Below are 19208 nucleotides of genomic sequence, written 5' to 3' on the forward strand. Positions count from 1 at the left end.
CTAAGAAGCGGATGTTTTTTATCTGTTTTTAATTTTATTTAAAAATTTAATTGGGTATTGTTTTCGGAAATGCTCTTTTACCATATATGAAACGCCTTGTTCATCATTCGACCTCGTGATCCAGTCTGCTGCCCGTTTTACTTCAAACGGAGCATTCCCCATCGCAACCCCCAAACCTGCCTGCTGGATCATATCCAAGTCGTCAAGGCCGTCGCCGATTGCGACCATTTCATCCAGCTTAATGCCTAAATGATTGCCAAGTACCTGCAAGCCATTCAGTTTAGATATTCCCTTTGGAACAATTTCAATTTTTCCGTCATGAACCTTGATCACATCTACATCATAAAAAGAATCAAGTATCGTTTTTTCCGCCTCTTTCAATTCCTCCTTCGTATCAAAATATACATCAATTTTTGGGGCAGCTACTGGCTCATCAATTAACGCATCAGCAAGAGATTCTACAAATTGTATTGGATAAAAAAGCGGATCTGACGAATTCAATAGCATTTTGCTTACAAGATTTGAAGAGATTTTTTTCCGGTTGCCGATCGAAAAACGCTCATGAATGATTCGAATATTACAATTAAAATATTCGAGCACTTGCACAATATTAAATGTTTTTTCTTCTGAAATTCGCTTCACATATAGAGGTTCATCTAAACGGTTTCCGATGAACGCTCCCCCATGAGTAATTAAGTGGCTGTCTATTTTGAGCGCCTTTGCAACTTTTTTTGCCGATTGAAAATGGCGGTTCGTCACCAAAGTAATATATACATCCTTTTTTTGAACAAATTCTATCGCATCCTTCGTAGAATGCTGAAGGCGTCCATTTGAACGGAGGAGCGTTCCGTCGATATTTAAGGCAAGCAAGCGGTAGAGCATGTGTTGTCCCCCTTCTCTTGTTGTTAAATTCTATTATGAAAATATGTCCTTGTGAGACAAATTAGAACTTTTGTGTACTAAAGGAAGGGGAAACATTATGACACCGATTCGTATTGAACAGAAAACATTTCATTTAGCACTAGGGCAACAGCACCAATGACCGTCGCTTGATCTCCCAGCTTTGACAACACAATTTCTGTTTTTTTCGCTTGCTCTGTCAAAGCTCTTTGTTCAACCACTTCTTGAATCGGAGTTAAAATAAAATTCTTTGCCTTTGCCAATCCGCCCCCAATAATAATCCGCTCTGGATTGAATAAATGGATAATGTTCATGATGGCAATTCCTAAATACCTGCCAGTCTCCTCTAATATGTCTTTAGCAAGCAGGTCTCCTTCTAATGCAGCCTCATAAATCAGTTGTCCGTTCACATTTTCTATCATTCCGTTTGTCCGTTCTATTAATTTCGTTTTATACCCAAGCGATATTTTGTTTAATGTACGCTGTTTTATCCCTTCAGACCCAACAAGCGCCTCTAAACATCCGTCATTCCCACACGAACATTTCAAACCGCTGCTTTCTATAAACATATGGCCGATTTCACCCGCTAGTCCGTTCGTTCCATGAAACAGCTTCTTATTTAAAATAAAACCTGCCCCAACCCCATGACTGATCTTAATGCATACAAGATTGCTAATTCCCACCCCGCTGCCAAACCAGTTTTCGCCTATTGCCATGGCACGAACATCATTTTCAATTTTGACAGGAAGACGAAATTCTTTTTCAAGCTCTTTTTTTAACGGTACATTTCGATGCTGCAATTGGGGAGCAAAACCGCTTGAACATTCATCTGCGTCAATCCTGCCATGAATACCGATGCCAATTCCTACAAATTTTTTTAATTCTATACAAGCTTCATCCATCATAATGTAAAGCTGTTTGGCAATCATTTGGAATAAACGTGAACTCGTCATCTCTTCTTTCATCGTGATTGTTTTATATAAAAGTGTTTGAGCGTTTAAATCCGTGATGGCAAATCGGATTTCCCTCGGGCTGATATCAATGCCGAAAACATAAAAATTTGATGAGTTGATTTTCAGCAAAATGGGTTTTCTTCCCCCGCTGGAAGATCCGGTCTGCCACTCTTTTACCAATCCTTCTTCCAACAATTCATTTACAATATTTGTGACTGTCGGAGGTGTTAATTTTGTTTCTTTCGCAATGTCAGATCTTGAAATCGATCCGTGTGTCCGAATTGTATTAAGAATTAAAGATTTATTCAATGATTTCATTAATTGGAAACTGCCGACAATTTTTTCATCTTTCATGACAACCACCCCGAAATATACAGAGGCTCGTGATGTAAACCCTTACATTTTAGTATCTCAATGAATCAAGGTTTTCGCAAGTAATATTTTATTAGAAATTCCTACAGCTCGACGCTGAAAGAGGAAATGAAGAGAGTATGAAAGGGGATTTCTCCCCTTTCATTTTTCATAATTTACATTAGCATTGCATAAATATAGTTAGAATTTTCTGTTAATTATTTTTTGTGAATTTGTGCCAAAAAGACAAAGCCTAAAGAAAGGTGGCACTGTCCATTTGGTAAATATATACAGTTAAACCAGAGCGACAACGACAAAAGGGAGATTATGGACTGGCTCGCCCATCAAATTTTCGCAACCAAACATAAGCTGGTTTCCACAGAGCTCTCTTTAACCAACGAGTAATTCGAAGTAGGGATTTCTTACTTTTCATCTCCAATTGAATGAGAACATGTAAGCAATACGTGATCAGGGCTAAGAAAATTTGATTTTGAATAGCTGTTTCACTCATTCCATAAAAGTGCTTAATTTCTACGTGTTGCTTGAGCCATTTGAAAAAGAGTTCAATAGCCCAGCGAGATCGGTAAATATCACTTATCTCTTCTGGTTTTAAATCAAATCGGTTGGTGATGAAACGAAGTAAGTTCCCTTTTGTGTCCATAACTTCTAGTAGACGATAGACATTTTCAGTACGATTTTGTGTGGTACCAATGTAGACCATTTTATCGGATAGAACGTGACAATCATCAGGAAGTGAAAATGTATAGACTTCACGAATGACTGCGTTTTTCTTCAGTCTTGAAACGAAGAAATAGCCATCATCTGTCATCCGATCAAAACGTTCATAGTCCACATAACCGCGGTCAAACACATACATGGCTTCTTGATCATCCACTAGGACTTCGAGTTGATTTCGGTCATGTTCTTTTGCTGTCGTAATCACTGCTTTTTCAGGATAGACGGTGTCTTGATCCATGAAAACGAGCCGTAAGTGTAGCTTTACACCAGCTTTTGTTTTACGGAATTTTGCCCATTTATAATGGGTCAAATTCAACGGGAGTGTACTTGAATCAATGATTTTCAGTGGCATATTCTTTCCGTTTTGATAATGGTACCGTTGAATTTTCCAAACAAGATCCAAGAACAAATTTGCAAGAATTAGTGGGTGGATCTGATTGTTTTTTCGGGATAGCTGAGAGGCACTTATCGATTCAAATCCGAGTGCTTTTTGAAGATCTTCGTCTACAAGTGCATCACTCATTTCCTCTAAGCTCTTAAATTCGAGCAGCTGGGCTACCAATAAAAGTTTAATATAGGCTTCTGTTGTCAGCTTTTTTGTGTAATAGTCCTGTTTCAATTCTTTGACTTGTTCGCTAAGTTTTTGAATATTTATGGGTGAAACCCATTTACCAAATGATGAAATTAGTGTATTCTTGTCCATAATGGTTATCCTTTACGATTGGATTTGGGCAGGAACCACCTGTACTTCCATTGTAAAGGATTTTTTTGTTTCGAAATCAATAAAAAATTGAACATTCTTAGTATTTTGAATCATCAGATTTAATTACTGCAATGCTAGTGCATAATTTATTTTTCTAAATAATGGATTTCAGAAATTTTAACAGCTGTTTTTCCTCCAGGTATGTCTAAATCAATCGAATTTCCTCTCATTTCAAGCAGCAGCTGATTACCGATGGGAGATAAAAATGAAATTTTCCCTTGATCAGGATCAGCTTCTTCAGGAAAACAGATTGTATATGTTTCTTCATCCTCTTCTTCCAAATATACAATTTTCACTGTCGCCCCAATAAAAACTTTTGTGAAAATGTCTTCATCTTCTTGATTAAAAAGCTGTTCCAATTCCCTTACATATTGCAAAAACTTTTTTTGATTATTCATATAAAATCGGCCGATTGGAGAAGTTCTGTCATTTTGTTGTTTCTGAAAAAGCGTTAATTGTTCTCGCAATGCCGTTTTTAAGCTGGATAGCGTACTATGGCTCATAAAATATGCCACCTCCTTTTTCTTTAAATAGTCTCTCGGAAATTAGTTTTCCGCATTCGCTCTAGTCTTTGGACTAGGGCTTTTTTATCGTTTCACCCCTAAAACAGGGATGCGAACAAACTTTCCTCTTGACAAACATACATTCGCCTCAACAATTAAGTGAGGTTATTTTTTATACTGAATACGGGGGAATTTGTATGCTTGGCAACATTCGTTCACACGAATCATATCTAAAATTTGTCGTTGAAGAATTCGACAACCATTCTATTAGTAAAGCCTTTTTAAAAGATTTCTACTTTGAACCTATTATCTGGTGTTCCTTAATGGACCTAACAGATACAGCGGATCTGCTTAAACATCGTTACTCCTCTAACCCTAGGGGAAGAAAGCCACGGAACCCTTGTGATATGCTTCGAAGCTTGCTTCTGATGCACCAACAAAGGGTAACCAGCGTCGATCATTGGGTATTTCATCTAAAAACGAACCATGTCCTTGCGATCCTTAGTGGTTTTTCACCGGGCAATGTGCCTGGAGTAGGTACATTTTATGACTTTTTTAACCGGCTTTGGCTTAGTCCTACTCCGCACCTGTCCAACCGTAAAAAGCGAAAATTGAAGAAACCCAGGAAAAAAGGGAAAAAGAATCAAAAGCTTGAACCCAAGAACCCACAAATTGTTGAGAAACTGGTTCGCCGTGCTTTAAAAAATAAGAAAGTCCGGTATACACCGAAGGCACATGATCAACTTCAAATCCTATTCCAATCCCTATTTGTAAATAAATCGGCATCAGCCGGGTTATTAGGGGAAACTCAGTCCCTCAGTATTCTCGCTGATGGCACTCCTGTTGAAACCGGTGGCCGGCCATACGGGAAATTCCTTTGTGACTGCCGGAAGAAAGGGAATTGGAAGTGCGATTGTAACCGCCAATTCTCAGACCCCGATGCCGATTGGGGTTGGGACAGTTCAAGAGAAAAGTACTATTACGGACGAAATCTTTTTATGGTGGCTGCCTCGGACAGTCCGTATAACCTGCCCATCTACCCAAGGTTGTACCGGGCAAGCAAACACGATTCCGTCCTGTTTGTGAGTACATTCCATGAACTTCTACACTGGTATCCCGATTGGAAGTTCGGAGAAGCCATCCTGGATTCAGCTCTGGATGCTTATGCCATTTATGAAATGTTGGAGCACTATGATGTTTCAGCGATTATTGACCTGAACCCAAGGCGTTCCAAAAAATTTCAGCACAAAGAAATGGATATTAATCTCGATGGTGTTCCAATCTGCCCCATAGGTCGACAGATGATCCATTGGGGATTAAATCAGAAAACCTATCGTCGTAAATGGCGGTGTCCAGCTGCAGTTGGGAAATGGAAATGTCCCAATCCGTGCTCTGATTCGGCATATGGACGCACCTTTTATACATCGACAAAGGATAATCCTCGTCTTTTTCCAAGAGTGAAACGTGACAGCAAAGAATGGTATAAGCGCTATTCTTTGCGCACTGGGGTCGAGCGTTGTATCAAGCGTCAAAAGATTGATTATCATTTGGAGGATTCAAGAGGGCGCAGTTCAAGACATTGGAGTATTCGCACATATTGCATCGGCATGTGCCAGCATGCCGATGCGTGGACAAAGGAGGCGGAAAAGAGTAACTTTTCCAATATAGATCCAATAATTAAAGCTCTTTTGTCCCTATAAAGCCATCTTAAAATACATTTTTTTAAAAATCCACTTCATGTGGTTTATTTGGCATGAATTTTTTTGAAAATGACTTATGAAAACTCCAAAGTTCCTCCAAAAATTAGCTTTCATCCCCCAAAATACCCGGAATCAGTTAGTTAATTTCCGAGCCTCTATTTTAATAAAAAAATGGAAAATGAGTCTTTGGTTCATGATCTGTTCCCTCCAATTTTGAAAATGAAAAAGAGATGCACAAAAAGTACATCTCACTCTAGACTACCAAATATTTTACTTTTTTCAATAAAATCCTTGATTTGATATTCTTTTCTTTTACTATTCACTTTGTTTTATAAAGCTCATCAAGCGGCTCCAAAATAATGCTGGTTATCCTCTGTAAAATCATATTCATGCTTTCCTCTGCTTTCAACAATGCAGCAATCTTGCCGTTTTGCTGTACTAATTGAACGCATTTTTCTGCATGAATAATTTCTTCTTCAGTAATTTCTTTTCCGGTTACTTGTTTTTCATGCAGGTTTAATTGAGTGCTGCGAAAGTTGTGGAAAATGTTTTTCGCTGATTCATCGTGTTGGACATCATCATACAATTTTTTTAATTGAATATATTCCTTGCTTTGTTCTAATGCTTTTTTCAAATCGTACGCGGAATTATATAAAATATTAGACACTCCTAATCCCTCCTCGCTCCGCGAGCCCTTTTAGCTAATATAAAGGATGACAAGGCCGCCTGTCAAAAAAGTTTTAAAATTCCCTTACACCCTAAGGGATTTTTTGGAAATTAGGGAAGCTACGGTTTCATTTCATGAAGAGGAGAGTTATTAATTGTGCCGATTCTCCTTAGCTTTACGTCAACATCCACATGAACCGGTATGTCTTTAAAATGAGAATGCCAATCTTTTTTAACTTTATGCCAAATCGACGGATGGCTGCGATGAAGGGCTTCTCCAAATCCAAAAATATCTACTTCATATTTTTTCTGGGAAGCTTGAATAGCTGTCAGAATATCTTTTTTAACCTTTTCCTCAGCTTTTTTCTGCAGAAGGTTTATCGTTTCTATTTTCTCCAAATCCATTCGTTCGCATTGAACCTCGGCTACCGCCCCATCTATATGCAGCTGAACGGTGCCTTTAAACTGATGACCGTCAACTTTTGTTTGAATCTTGCTGTTTGTTCGGATCGTTTCAATTGCCACCTTCTTCTCTTTGCATGGCACATTAATGACTGCTCTTTGCACTTTTCCTAATGCATAATGGAGACCATTGCTTTCCTTCTCCGTTAACCAGTCAACTAACTTATCTTTCCTCATGATAGCTACACTGCCAAATTTGAGATACGCATCAGCTTTTGTTTTTTCAACATTTTCTATTTTTTCTCCAGCTTCAGGATTGCCTATTATTTCTACACCTATCACATGAGGTTCAATGCCTTTATAAACTAATTCGTTGACAAATTGATTGATTTCTATTGTTTCGATAGGCCCCCATGATTTTTCAGATAACTTTAATGAAGAACTTAAATTATGTGCAGGAATTGTCTCCAGCTGGCTAAGTACTTTTAAAATGTTTTCAGCTCTAGTGTTTTTAGCGATAGAGAGATAAAAATCTGTCCGAAATTCTTTCCCCCTTACTACATAATCAATAATTTCCCCCATTCCTTCTTTTGCTAAATCCTCTCCAATAATCAGCATGCGGAGATGACTTGAATAAACGGCTCTTGGCGAGAAAGTTGTCACTTTTCTCATCGCCTCAGACAATGTACGCGCTTTCGACCGTAATGTTTTAACAGGAGCTTTTGTTATTCCCCCTTGTTTTACAGTTGCTACCTGTCCCGGGTTGATCACTTGTATCGTTACAAGTAATTCATCATCTACTTTGTCTATTCCTAATGCTGAAACGATTGCGATGTCTTTTAACTCCCTCCGATTCCAGCAGCCTGCCAGCAACATGATGGACGCCAATATGAATAAAAGACTTGTCAACCGCTTATTCATCTATTTCCCCTCACATGATGCTGACGTTTTTTCATTAGAGCTGTACCCAACAGGATGAGAGGGAAAAGAAACCCGATCGTTAAAGAGTACAAAGGCCAAATATTATGTAGAAACTCAAAAAAGTGAACGATGTTCGGATGGAAGACGATCGCATACACAATCAGCATCATAGAAATAGGAAGAGTAATCGGACGATAATCTTTTATTTTAAACAGTTGAGAGAGACCTAAAACAAAAGCATAAAAACTGATGGTTAGCTTATAAAAAATAGATAAAAACCAAATTCCCGCCATAATAACCTCTACGCGGCTAAAAAATTTTCCTATTTCAATTTTTCTTGCCAGGGCGTAGCTCGGATATATTTGTCTGGCTGTATTTTCTACACCTAAAACAAGAATGGCAAACATGACAACAAATGTAAGCAGGATTCCTCCAATTATAACGCCTACTAAAAATCCTTTTTCTGCTCCTTTTTGATGATTGACAAAGGGAGCAATCATTAAAAAAACGATTAATTCTAAATACGACAGACTAATAAAATGATAAAACCCAAATAAAATCGGTTTCATTCCTTCTCCCAATATCGGTTGCAGGTTTCCTATTTTGATTTGAGGCAAAATCGCGATGAAATAGATTGTTAAAAGGATGAATAGCCATAATGAAATGATTTCTGAAGAACGTCCAATCACTTCTAATCCTAAAAGGGTTGCCATAACAACGACTCCCATAAAAACAATATGGATAGCATCGATCGGTGTATCAGGCATCATTTGAGTAGTTGTAAAATCGCCGATTTCCCTGAGCAATGCACCGGATAAAATAAAAGCATACATGAGAAATAATGCAACCGCGAATTTTCCAATCCATTTTCCGAGCAAAAGCTCGCATATTTCTACAAGAGTCATATTTGGAAAAATTGAATATATTTTAATGTACATAAGCACTAAAAGAATGGAGATGATGACCGTAAAAATGGTTGCTATCCAAGCATCCTGTTTCGCATCATTCACTAATGCAGTAGGAGCAACGAGAATTGAACTTCCAATCGTAAATAATAAAACTAACATTTTATATTGATTTGCTGTTATTTTCCCGTTGTCTAACATACCTTCACCAACCTCTTATTGAAATATTTTGTTCACTGCTTCGCTTAGCGGCTGGTAGATCCATGTGAGCAATTCAATCGGATTTGGAATAGGAAAATTAATGCATCTGGCAATACTTAATCCTGTTCCTAAAAAAAGAAAAATGATAAACACAATAAAATCCTTCCAGAGCTTATGTTTTAATAGCAGCAGAGCTTCGATTATAAAAATACATGCAGAAACGAAAAGAATGCCGATTATGTTCCACATTCATTTAATACCCCTTTAGGTAATCTATTTCTTCTTTCGTTGATTTTCGTTTTGAAAAAGTGATTTCTCTCTTTTCGTATTTTGCTGTGAACTAAAAAGTCGTGGTCGAAAAATAAGCAGACGGCGGGGCAGACGAATTAAAACGTCCTTTTGATCTGCCAGCGTAAACGGAGCCATTGGACTTAAATAAGGGACGCCAAATGAACGAAGACTGCTCAAATGAAGAACAAGCGCCACCAATCCAAGGATAATTCCGAACAAACCGAAAGATGCGGCAAGCCCCATAAAAACAAATCGTAACATCCGCACGGTGATCGCTAGGTCATACGAGCTGACCAAAAAACTTGAGATAGCTGTAAATGCTACAACAATTACCATTGAGGCGGAAACAATTCCCGCGTCTACTGCTGCCGTCCCGACAACTAATGTTCCAACAATTGAAACGGCTTGTCCGATAGCTCTTGGCATTCGAAGTCCTGCTTCCCTTAAAATTTCAAACATAATTTCCATTAGAAATGCTTCAATAAATGCGGGAAACGGAACGCCTTCCCTTTGGGCGGCAAGACTGATCAAAAGCTGTGTCGGCAGCATTTCCTGATGAAAAGTTGTAATAGCAACATAAAGAGACGGTGCAAGGAGCGCAGTGAAAAAACCGAAAAAACGGAGCAAACGAATTAATGAACTTATATCTGCGCGTTGATAATAATCTTCAGGGGATTGCAGAAATTGCACAAAAATTGACGGTACAGTTAAAACGAAAGGAGTGCCGTCCACTAAAATGGCTACGCGGCCTTCGAGAAGATGTCCTGCCACGATATCAGGCCGTTCCGTATTATAAATAGTTGGAAATGGCGTGTATGAGTTATCTTGAATCAGCTCTTCGATATAACCGCTCTCTAATATTCCATCAATATCAATTTGTTCAATTCTGCTTCTGACCTCCTGCACCACTTCTTCTCTCACAATCCCTTTAATATACATAATGCTGACTTCCGTTTTTGTTACTTTTCCGACTTTTTTTGATTCAATCCATAAACGGTGGTCTTTTATCTTTCTGCGAATAAGGGAAGTATTGACACGCAAATTTTCCGTAAATCCTTCCCGAGGACCGCGAATAGTTGTTTCAGTTGTTGTCTCTTGGACTCCCCTCTCCTTTCCGCCTTTCATTTCAACGGCAAAGCCTTGTTCGTATCCATCGAATAATAAAACAACTTTTCCAGACAGAACAGCATTCGTGATAACGTTGAAATCATGCACATCTTCAATCGAACCGACGGTCAAGACCATTTCTTTTATATAATTGAGCAGCGTCAAACCTGCCAGATCTTTCAGATCCACTTCATTTCTTCTCAATTCAAACATTAACGATTCCATAACAAAATTATGATTCGCTTCACTGTTAATCAAACCGTCCGTATAAATAATCCCGACGCGGATTTCCCCTTGTCTTCCTATTCTTATTTCCCTTGTAACAATGTCGCTGCTGTTGCCAAATGCTTCTCTAATTTTTTTTAAGTTTTCATGCAAGCTGCGTTTGATCGTTTCTTTGCTTTGCGGTTGCTCGCTGCTATCTTGCTTTTCCTTGTCTGCTAATAGCTGTTCAAATGACTTTTTATCGATCGATTTCTTAAAAAATTTTAAAAAGCTCATGCCGAATCCCCCTAACGGTTTTTGAACCTTTTACTTGTAAAGTGCCCAATTGTTCTTTTAATATGTAAAAAATCCCATGAAGCAGGCGGTTTGCCTGTTTTCATGGGATTAAATAAACAGAATGATAATCGATTGTACGAACCCGATTATACCACCAAGGAGAGCGCCTAAGTAGGTAATCATTTTAAATTCCCTTTTGGAAATAGTCAGTACAACTTCTTCGAGACGTTCAACCGAGAAGGATTCTACCTGTGCCGTCACAATTTCATCGATATCGAAAGCTTTCATAATCTGTTCCACACTGTTTTGCAAATAAAGAACAGAGCTGGAAATGACGGCTGGCAGCATTTTTTCCATAATTGCTTGTTTATACGGCTGGATAAGCTCTGAAATTGGTTTATCCAATGTTTCGTAGATACGTATTTTTTCCGAAATAAGTTTTGCAATGGACAAGCTTGTCTTTTCTTTGTCCATCCTGCTTGTAACCTCAGAAACCGGCATATCAAGCAATCGGCTCCATTCTTTAAAAAGAATGGAATAAATCAGATCAATCGTCCCTTGATGACGAAAAAACTTTGCTGCTTCTAATTGAATTTTATCTGCGATATTCAAGTTTCCTAAAAACATTTGAATCATGCCGCCAAACGTTCCTTTTTGTTGAAGAAAGTCATCGATCATTCTTTGCAGCGCTTGTTTCCCTTCATCACTTTCAACATATTGAACGCCTTTCATTGCAATCCATTCTGCAAGACTAGGAATTTGCAATTCGATGTTCTTCTTCCATTCTTGCGGCAAAAACTGACTGACTTTTTGATCTGTATTGAAAAAATGAAGTATGCTTTTTTCAATCGCTCGTTCAAGTCGGGTGGCAATCATTTCCTTGCTGTTGGATACTCCATACTCTTCCAGTAATTCCGTTAAAGTTTTTTGTTTGGCAAGCCAAGCATCTATCGATTGAAGCAGGAATGATTGTATTTTCTGCTGGAAGGAGACCTCCTCCATTTTCTTTTTGATTCCTTCTGGTGTAACTAAATGCTCGATCACCATTTTTCCTAGCTGCCTAGCCAGCTCATCCCGGCGTTTCGGAATAAGGCCTGGCGTAAAGGGAAGCTTTTTTCCAAACAAATAGATTGGTCTATATGGGCGAAAAAGCATTTTAATGGCAATGTAATTCGTAACACCGCCAATAAATGCACTAATTACGACCATCATAGCTGATGTTAATATAAATTTCATTTGCATCTTCCTCACTGTTTATTCACAAGATCAACTGCCAGACATACGATATCATAGCATGATTTACCTAAGTTAATATTATAAATCGGTTAACATTTGTAAGCAAACGGGGTAATTCAAATGGCAGAAACAAAAATTTTAATGATTCCACTCGAAGAAAAAAACGGTTTCTATATGGAAATAAGCGATTCTTTGCAAAAAGCTTTGACCCTTCCACTGATCCAAACGTTTTCCTTACATTGCGGCCAAGAAACAGTTAAAACAAAAGCCTCCTTCATCCGAAACGAAAAAATCGTTCTTTATGCCAGTGAAGAGATTTACAACGCTCTTCATCTTCCTATAAAATCTTTAACGCTTCGTCTTCAGTATGATAAATTCACCAACACCTTCAAACTCGGACCGGTCATTTGTGTATTGATTGATTCTATTCAGGACGATGAAAAAATCCAGTTTGGAAATATTGATGATTTTTGTAAAGAGATGGCGAATTACTGTGAGGAAATTGGCGCATTTTTTTGTATTTCAACATTAACTGATCTGCAGCAAAATCAGAAGAAAGGGTTTCATTTATCTCATCAAAATTGGAAAAAGGAAACCATTCCTTGTCCTGACGTGATTTATAATCGGATTCGATCAAGAAAATTAGAGTATTCTCAAAAATATTTGAAGTTTTTGCAATTTGCAGCTGCAAACGATATACCGGTGTTTAACCACCGCTACTTAAACAAATGGGAAATTCATAAAATTTTTGCGTCCAACCAGCATCTTCTTCCCTACCTTCCAAAAACGATGCTTTTAACAAAAAAATCAGATTTGCAAGTGTTTGTAAATGATTTTCAAGACGCATTTATTAAACCGATTAACGGCAGTCAAGGGAGAAGAATTATTCGCTTGAAAAATAAAAACGATCTTTTCGAAATATACTTTACCCATCCCGGTAAAAGCGAGCAGCCAATTATTTTTCATTCCTTTCAGGAAATGTATAAACATCTCTTTCCATATCTCAAAAGAGAACCGCATATTATTCAGCAGACAATCGACACAATCAAATTGGATAATCGACCGCTTGATTTCAGGTTTCTATGCCATAAAATCAATCATCAGGGCTGGAAAATAACCTCTTCTGTCGCCCGCCTTTCCGCTAAAGATCAATTTGTTAGCAATTTAGCTAAAGGCGGAGAGCTGTACAAAATAAAAAAAATCTTATCTGACATTTTTGACAAAAGCACTTGTTTACATCTTTGCAGCATTCTTTCAGAAATAGCACTGGAAGCCGCCAAAACAGTTGAAATGAACGTGGAGGGAGAATACGGGGAATTTGGAATTGATATGGCTGTAAGTGAGGATCAGAAACCATGGATTTTAGAAGTCAATACAAAGCCATCCAAAAATATTGAATACTCTCTCAATCCTTCCATTCGTCCGTCTGCCAAAGCAATCATCCGTTATTGTTTCTTGATAAGCGGTTATGATGTTTCATAACGATTCATATAATAATTGGGTAAATATAGATAAACGGAGGCAGGCGGATATTTGTGGCAGAACCTCTTTTGTCTTTCGGATTTTTAGTCAATAAATATTTTCATGAAGCAGCCTATTTTAAAAATATTTCAAAAGCGGCAAAAAAATTGAATATGAAATGTATTATGTTTCGCCCGTTGGACGTACAATTCGCAAATGGTACGTTAACGGGATTTACATTCAATTTAACATCTAATAAATGGGAGCGAAGTACTTTTCAGCTTCCACATTATATTTATGACCGCTGTTTTTATGGCAAAGATGCTGCTTCCATTCAAAACAAAAAAGCCGTTCAAAAATTAAAAATACAACAAAATGTTTCTTTTCTAGGCTACGGATTCCCAGATAAATGGAAACAATATAAAACATTAAAAACTGATCCATTCATTTATCAATATCTTCCTGAAACAGAATATTTCCAACATCCCGATCAAGTTTATACATTTTTGCAATCATATGAGGAATGTATCTTAAAACCAATTCACGGTAGTTCAGGAAAAGGAGTGCTTGTAATTAAAAAAGAAAAGGAAACGCTATTTCTATACTTTTTCATTGGAGCGAATCAAAGGATCGTCCGTTTGAAACATTTCAATCAATTAAAACCATTTCTTGCGAAGAGACAAGTTGACTCATACATTCTTCAACGATTGCTCCCTTTAAAGGACAAACAGCAGCGTCCATTTGACTTGCGCATTTTATTTCAAAAAAACGAGTTCGGTCAATGGATTATGCAAGGAAAAGGAATTCGAATCGGTCAAAAACATACGTATGTATCCAACTTGTCAAAAGGCGGTTCTGTCGTTTCCCTTGAACAATGGGAAAAAGATATTCCAAGGCAGCGATTGAACCATATTTATAACCAAATCGAACAGCTTGCTCACCATCTTCCGCAAAAAATTGAAAAAAATTTTGCTCCTTTATTTGAGCTTGGTGTGGACATCGGCATTGATTTGCAAAATGAAACGATATGGATTTTAGATATTAATTCTAAACCAGGGAGAAATGTCGTTTTAAAAACAGATCCTGCGAGAAAAACAGTTCTGTACGAAGCTCCTGTCCGATATGCCCGCTACTTGCAACACTCACTACAAACCGGGGTGGAAATAAATGATTTATCAAATTAAACAGGCAGACCACCTAAACCAAACCGTTTTGCTTCCTAGCTCTTTTTCCCATGTAACGATCGAATCGATCTCTTTCGGCAAACGGAAAATAGCGTGCCGTTCTATTCTCCATCACGAAGACAGCCAAAGCATTTATATTTCAAAAGATATTGCCGAATCTCTGCTTTTACCTAAAAATATTAGGATCAAAGCTTTAGTCCATAGTGAAACGCTATTTTTAGGCCCCGTTGTCGGCATTTTCACAGCAGGTTTTTATAAATCCCTTTTGCGCCCATTAGGCGACAGATCGATATTTTTTTCAAAATTAGTGGTCAACGGCTGTTCAACAGGCGCTTTTTGTTTTGTATTTGGGATACATCAAATTCATTGGGATTTAGAGATGATTGAAGGCTATACATTCAATGAATCCGGATGGGTAAAAATAACCGTTCCATTTCCAAATGTCATCTATGATCGTCTTCCAAATCGGAAGGTAGAAAACTCAGACTACTTTCAGTCTGCGAAAAAAAACTTATTTATGCGCTCAATTCCGCTTTTCAACTCAGGCTTTTTCAACAAATGGGATGTCCATCATATTTTATCCAAAGATGGGACAGTAAGGCATTACTTGCCGGAGACATATCATGCTCCGTCCATAAAAACAATTGAACAGCTGATTAACCGCTTTCAAACGATTTATTTAAAACCTGAAAACGGAAGCCTTGGCCTAGGAATATTTAAGCTGGTGAAAAATCGGAAAAATGGATCAATTCTTTGCTGCTATTATGATGAGAACGGAAAAGGCCAGTTGAAGCTGTTCTCTTCTATTGAAGGCTTTTTGCAGCGTTTTTTTACACAGCGATCATTAGATCAATATATTGCTCAACAAGGCATTTCTCTTCTTCAATCGAATGGAAATCCTGTCGATTTCCGTGTGCACACAAACAAGAACGAAAACGGAATCTGGCTTGTCAGTGCAATCGCTGCGAAATTGGCGGGAAAGGGAAATCCTACAACACACGTAAAAAACGGAGGAACAATAAAATCTTTGCATGAATTATCATTGCCGTTGAATAAAGAGGACATTTACCGTTCACTTTCCACCGCGGCCCTTTCTATTAGCAAGGCAATTGATCGCAAAATGGACGGTGAAATCGGAGAAATCGGTTTTGATTTCGGCATCGACAATAACGGGAACATATGGCTATTTGAAGCGAACTCGAAGCCTGGCCGCTCCATTTTTATGCATAAAGATTTGCAGCAAGAAGACCGGCTAACATTGCGCTTTCCATTCCAATATGCCGAATATTTAATGAAAAAAACAATTTCAACTGAGGAGATCTATGATGCCCCATGAAATGCTCGTCGGAATTTTAGCTGGTGATAACGATCGAAGCGGTTCTTTTTATGGAAACATTTCGTTATTTAAAGCTATACAAAGACATTTGGCTGAGCAGCACAGTTCAAGCTTTGTTTTTACACCTTCTGGCATGAAAGAAAAATCGATCGTCGGCTATATATATGAACCGAACGAAAATCGCTGGTTGAAAAAAAAGTTTCTATATCCAGATGTTGTCTATAATCGCTATCCGTTTCGCGATACAGTTCAAAAAACAGATTTCGTTTTCCGCTCTTTAAACAAAAAAAACATCCCTTATTTCAACAGACATTTTTTTAATAAATGGGATGTCATTACTTGTTTGCAAAAAAATAAGCACCTTCTTCCTGTCATACCTGAATCGCAATTAGTAACATCGAAACAAGATTTTTATACATTTTTTGAAAAATACCCCTCCGTTTATTTAAAGCCTGTTGGACAAAGCCAAGGGAAAGGAATCATTAAAATAACAGCCGAATCCAAACATAACTACATTATCAAAACGGTAAATTCTATAAAAAATGAATTTTCATTGGAAAATATTTGGAAAGAAATAAAACACATTCTAAACGAGCCGTATATGATGCAGCAGGAGATCATCTCCGATCAGATTAACAGTCAGAAATACGACTTGCGCATTCTCGTTCATTACAGTCAAAACCAATATGTTATTTCGGGAATTGGCGTGCGCGCATCTAAAAACATTACAACACATGTAGTACATGGAGGCACTATCCTTCCCTTCTCCTTTGTCAAAAACCGTGTCGATACAAAAAAACTGGAAATTATTTGCCATGAAATTGGCAGCACACTCTCTCAATGTTTTCAATTCATTGGGGAATTTTCTATTGATGCTGGAATTGATACAAAAGGAAATATTTTTATTTATGAGGTTAATTCGAAACCGATGGTGTTCGATGAAAAAGACATATTCCAAAACGGAATTGTCCATCTAAGCAAATTGTTCCATCATTTAGCAAAAAATCGAATCGATTTCAAAAAAACTTGATAAAAACGGATGCACAAGCCACAAATTTTTGTAATCATCCATGATATCATACATTCTTTTTATAATTTTACCTTTTCCTGAGCAACCTAATGAATAATTCCAGTGAATAAGGAGGGTAATACGGTTATGGATAAGGATAAGGAAGTAAAAGATTCGCTATATGAAGGTCGTGATCAATCGTTTATGGACATTGACAGAATGATTAATGAAGGTCTTTCAGGAGGATCTGTTCACTACCGTTACAATGCGACCAATATTGAAGAAACAAGGGACCTCGAGGAAGAAGAACCGCCTTTTGACATAGAGAAAAATAACGGAAAGTAAGCCTGATGTTTGAAAAACACATCAGGCTTTTTAAATTTTAGCTGTAAAAGAATTCAGAGCTTAAAGCTTAAAAGCCCCTTTCGTTATGTTTCCTGAATGATTGCATGCTCTCCTTCATGGCATTGGCTGCAATATAAAAGATGTATGCATTGATGATTGTTTAGTGAATCTCTTTTTCCATCTAAAAGCTTCATCAAGTCCATTTCCATATAAGCACTGTAGTCATCTAAATAGTCAGTAGTTTTCCCTGCATCCAATAAAATGCCTCCGCATTTGGAACAATACTTATGAAGTTGCTGAAATCCATTGCATAACGGACAGGCTCGCATGTGAAAACTCCTTTATTTGTTATTGATTTATGTATAATGTTCCCTTTCTCGTCTGATTTACAGAGTAACGACACAAAACAGAAATTACCATTTCTCATTTCGAATAGATTTTTACATCCTACTCATACTACTTAATGAACAGCATACATCCCGATGGGTTAAGCCGAGTTCGGCAGTGAATCTTTTGATTCACGCTGGTGCAACTCCAGCTAACCCAGCCAAAAAAAAATTCACAAGGAGTTGAAAATTATGGCTCAACAAAACCGAAGCAACAACTCTAACCAACTTTTAGTTCCTGGTGCACAACAAGCGCTTGAACAAATGAAATACGAAATCGCAACAGAATTCGGTGTAAATCTCGGACCAGACACAACTTCCCGTGCCAATGGATCTGTTGGTGGAGAAATCACAAAGCGTTTAGTTGCACTTGCTCAACAACAAATTGGCGGTTTCCAACAACAATAACTAAAAAATTTATATTCATGGCTATGGAGGCACTACCCGTGTCTCCTTTTATTTGAGAATAAGGAGGTTTTTCAAATGACAGTTGGTACAAAATTGATGGAAACTATTTCAAGCTGTGAAAGTGCGGTTGCGAACTTACATAGCTTCGCACTGGAAACAGAAGATCAACAAGCTAAGCAGTTATACCAAAACCTTGCAAAACAACAACAGGAAGTGCTTGACCATTTAAAAGCGAGGCTAAATTACATTCAAAACGAAGAGCCGCAATTTAAACAGCTATAAATCAGGAGGGGACCATTCACTCTCCTGATATTTCCCATTTTGTTCTTGAACCCTTCCAATTCAGATCCCTCTTTCTATTTCTGTTAATTCTATTCCTTCCAAGCTTGATTCCATTAAAGGAAAATCGCCCTCTCTTCAACTTTCAAATCCACTCACGAAGTGTCGTGTTTCCCTGATTTCGTTCGAGCAGCTGTTATAAGCTTTTAAAATCTGATCTTTCTAAAAACAATTGCAGTAATAAAAGTCTATAAAAACCTTCGATATCCGTTAGATCATCACATTGAGATAGACTGCCAAACAATCGATTTAATATTCAGAAAAAAACAAAAATATGGTATATGTTTCATGTTTTTACTAAAGTATCTAAATATTGGGAGAAGGAATAAAAAACTGAAGATCATTTTGTTAAAGAAAGCGCCATCAAGGAAGTCTTGTCTGCACGCGCAATTTGTCGATTATAAAAAAATTCTTGATTCATGCCGCCAGCTGCAACATCATCTACAGGCTATTTGCTCAGAATGTGCTTTTCGGCAAATATGAAGTCTTTCTGTTGTTTTACACCATCCTAAAATCTTCGCCTTTATAAAACATTGTTCATTTTCGGATATAAAATTTAACGAATTTGAATAAAAATTTAAAAATAATCGAAAAAATTATTA

At 37.6% G+C, this 19208-nt stretch carries 19 protein-coding genes; 8 read left to right on the forward strand and 11 right to left on the reverse strand.

The genetic code is table 11. From position 1 onward, the window contains the following. Nucleotides 1–18: 18 nt before the first annotated feature. The 4 genes from NSQ44_RS14345 to NSQ44_RS14360 form a co-directional block, all read right to left on the reverse strand. Complete coding sequence (locus NSQ44_RS14345) at nucleotides 19–882, reverse strand: Cof-type HAD-IIB family hydrolase (protein ID WP_063387299.1); 864 nt, start codon at nucleotides 880–882, stop codon at nucleotides 19–21. Between the two features lie 95 nt (nucleotides 883–977). Beyond that, nucleotides 978–2207: an ROK family transcriptional regulator gene (locus NSQ44_RS14350; RefSeq protein ID WP_144597094.1), complete on the reverse strand. Its 1230-nt coding sequence runs from the start codon at nucleotides 2205–2207 to the stop codon at nucleotides 978–980. 322 nt (nucleotides 2208–2529) lie between these two features. Then, nucleotides 2530–3645, reverse strand: a complete 1116-nt coding sequence (locus NSQ44_RS14355) for an IS4 family transposase (protein WP_340857393.1) — start codon at nucleotides 3643–3645, stop codon at nucleotides 2530–2532. A gap of 146 nt (nucleotides 3646–3791) precedes the next feature. Further along, the gene (locus tag NSQ44_RS14360) at nucleotides 3792–4208 is read right to left on the reverse strand and encodes a GreA/GreB family elongation factor (protein WP_063387297.1); all 417 of its coding nucleotides are present in this window, start codon (nucleotides 4206–4208) and stop codon (nucleotides 3792–3794) included. A 197-nt stretch (nucleotides 4209–4405) separates the two neighbouring features. Between NSQ44_RS14360 and NSQ44_RS14365 the strand changes: the two genes are divergently transcribed. After that, complete coding sequence (locus NSQ44_RS14365; RefSeq protein WP_094244664.1) at nucleotides 4406–5908, forward strand: transposase; 1503 nt, start codon at nucleotides 4406–4408, stop codon at nucleotides 5906–5908. Nucleotides 5909–6227: 319 nt separating this feature from the next. Here the strand turns inward: NSQ44_RS14365 and NSQ44_RS14370 are convergent, their stop codons facing one another. From NSQ44_RS14370 to NSQ44_RS14395, 6 genes are all read right to left on the reverse strand, one after another. Then, on the reverse strand, nucleotides 6228–6575 hold the full coding sequence (locus NSQ44_RS14370; protein WP_340857394.1) for a YlbF family regulator: 348 nt from the start codon (nucleotides 6573–6575) through the stop codon (nucleotides 6228–6230). Nucleotides 6576–6694: 119 nt separating this feature from the next. Beyond that, complete coding sequence (locus tag NSQ44_RS14375) at nucleotides 6695–7897, reverse strand: Ger(x)C family spore germination protein (RefSeq protein ID WP_340857395.1); 1203 nt, start codon at nucleotides 7895–7897, stop codon at nucleotides 6695–6697. Further along, nucleotides 7894–9003, reverse strand: a complete 1110-nt coding sequence (locus NSQ44_RS14380; RefSeq protein ID WP_340857396.1) for a GerAB/ArcD/ProY family transporter — start codon at nucleotides 9001–9003, stop codon at nucleotides 7894–7896. Before NSQ44_RS14380 ends, NSQ44_RS14375 begins: the two co-directional genes overlap by 4 nt. A 15-nt stretch (nucleotides 9004–9018) precedes the next feature. Continuing rightward, entirely contained in the window at nucleotides 9019–9252 is a 234-nt protein-coding gene (locus NSQ44_RS14385) for a hypothetical protein (RefSeq protein ID WP_066248956.1), read from the reverse strand. A 24-nt stretch (nucleotides 9253–9276) separates the two neighbouring features. Further along, the gene (locus tag NSQ44_RS14390) at nucleotides 9277–10902 is read right to left on the reverse strand and encodes a spore germination protein (protein WP_340857397.1); all 1626 of its coding nucleotides are present in this window, start codon (nucleotides 10900–10902) and stop codon (nucleotides 9277–9279) included. Nucleotides 10903–11010: 108 nt separating this feature from the next. Next, nucleotides 11011–12138, reverse strand: a complete 1128-nt coding sequence (locus tag NSQ44_RS14395; RefSeq protein WP_340857398.1) for a DUF445 domain-containing protein — start codon at nucleotides 12136–12138, stop codon at nucleotides 11011–11013. A gap of 120 nt (nucleotides 12139–12258) precedes the next feature. On the opposite strand from NSQ44_RS14395, the gene NSQ44_RS14400 reads away from it, so the two are divergent. The 5 genes from NSQ44_RS14400 (at nucleotide 12259) to NSQ44_RS14420 (ending at nucleotide 17473) form a co-directional block, all read left to right on the forward strand. After that, nucleotides 12259–13620 carry a YheC/YheD family endospore coat-associated protein gene (locus NSQ44_RS14400; RefSeq protein WP_340857399.1) on the forward strand — a complete coding sequence of 454 codons (1362 nt, stop codon included), beginning with the start codon at nucleotides 12259–12261 and terminating at the stop codon, nucleotides 13618–13620. A 53-nt stretch (nucleotides 13621–13673) separates the two neighbouring features. Continuing rightward, nucleotides 13674–14783: a YheC/YheD family endospore coat-associated protein gene (locus NSQ44_RS14405; protein ID WP_094244613.1), complete on the forward strand. Its 1110-nt coding sequence runs from the start codon at nucleotides 13674–13676 to the stop codon at nucleotides 14781–14783. Then, the gene (locus NSQ44_RS14410; RefSeq protein ID WP_340857400.1) at nucleotides 14767–16119 is read left to right on the forward strand and encodes a YheC/YheD family endospore coat-associated protein; all 1353 of its coding nucleotides are present in this window, start codon (nucleotides 14767–14769) and stop codon (nucleotides 16117–16119) included. The genes NSQ44_RS14405 and NSQ44_RS14410 overlap by 17 nt, the downstream gene beginning before the upstream one ends. Next, nucleotides 16109–17149, forward strand: coding sequence for a YheC/YheD family endospore coat-associated protein (locus tag NSQ44_RS14415; protein WP_340857401.1), 1041 nt, complete (start codon nucleotides 16109–16111; stop codon nucleotides 17147–17149). The genes NSQ44_RS14410 and NSQ44_RS14415 overlap by 11 nt, the downstream gene beginning before the upstream one ends. Before the next feature lie 126 nt (nucleotides 17150–17275). Next, nucleotides 17276–17473, forward strand: coding sequence for a hypothetical protein (locus tag NSQ44_RS14420; RefSeq protein ID WP_340857402.1), 198 nt, complete (start codon nucleotides 17276–17278; stop codon nucleotides 17471–17473). Between the two features lie 83 nt (nucleotides 17474–17556). Here NSQ44_RS14420 and NSQ44_RS14425 read toward each other — a convergent pair whose 3' ends face one another. Continuing rightward, nucleotides 17557–17730, reverse strand: a complete 174-nt coding sequence (locus NSQ44_RS14425; RefSeq protein WP_445659508.1) for a hypothetical protein — start codon at nucleotides 17728–17730, stop codon at nucleotides 17557–17559. Nucleotides 17731–18051: 321 nt separating this feature from the next. Here NSQ44_RS14425 and NSQ44_RS14430 point away from each other — a divergent pair, with 321 nt between their 5' ends. Beyond that, nucleotides 18052–18267 (forward strand): alpha/beta-type small acid-soluble spore protein, encoded by a 216-nt coding sequence (locus NSQ44_RS14430; RefSeq protein ID WP_063387285.1) that lies wholly within the window; start codon nucleotides 18052–18054, stop codon nucleotides 18265–18267. Between the two features lie 75 nt (nucleotides 18268–18342). Further along, on the forward strand, nucleotides 18343–18549 hold the full coding sequence (locus NSQ44_RS14435) for a DUF1657 domain-containing protein (RefSeq protein WP_063387284.1): 207 nt from the start codon (nucleotides 18343–18345) through the stop codon (nucleotides 18547–18549). The last annotated feature ends 659 nt before the right edge of the window (nucleotides 18550–19208 follow it).

The sequence above is a fragment of the Aeribacillus sp. FSL M8-0254 genome (assembly GCF_038008845.1).
Taxonomy (GTDB): domain Bacteria; phylum Bacillota; class Bacilli; order Bacillales; family Aeribacillaceae; genus Aeribacillus; species Aeribacillus composti.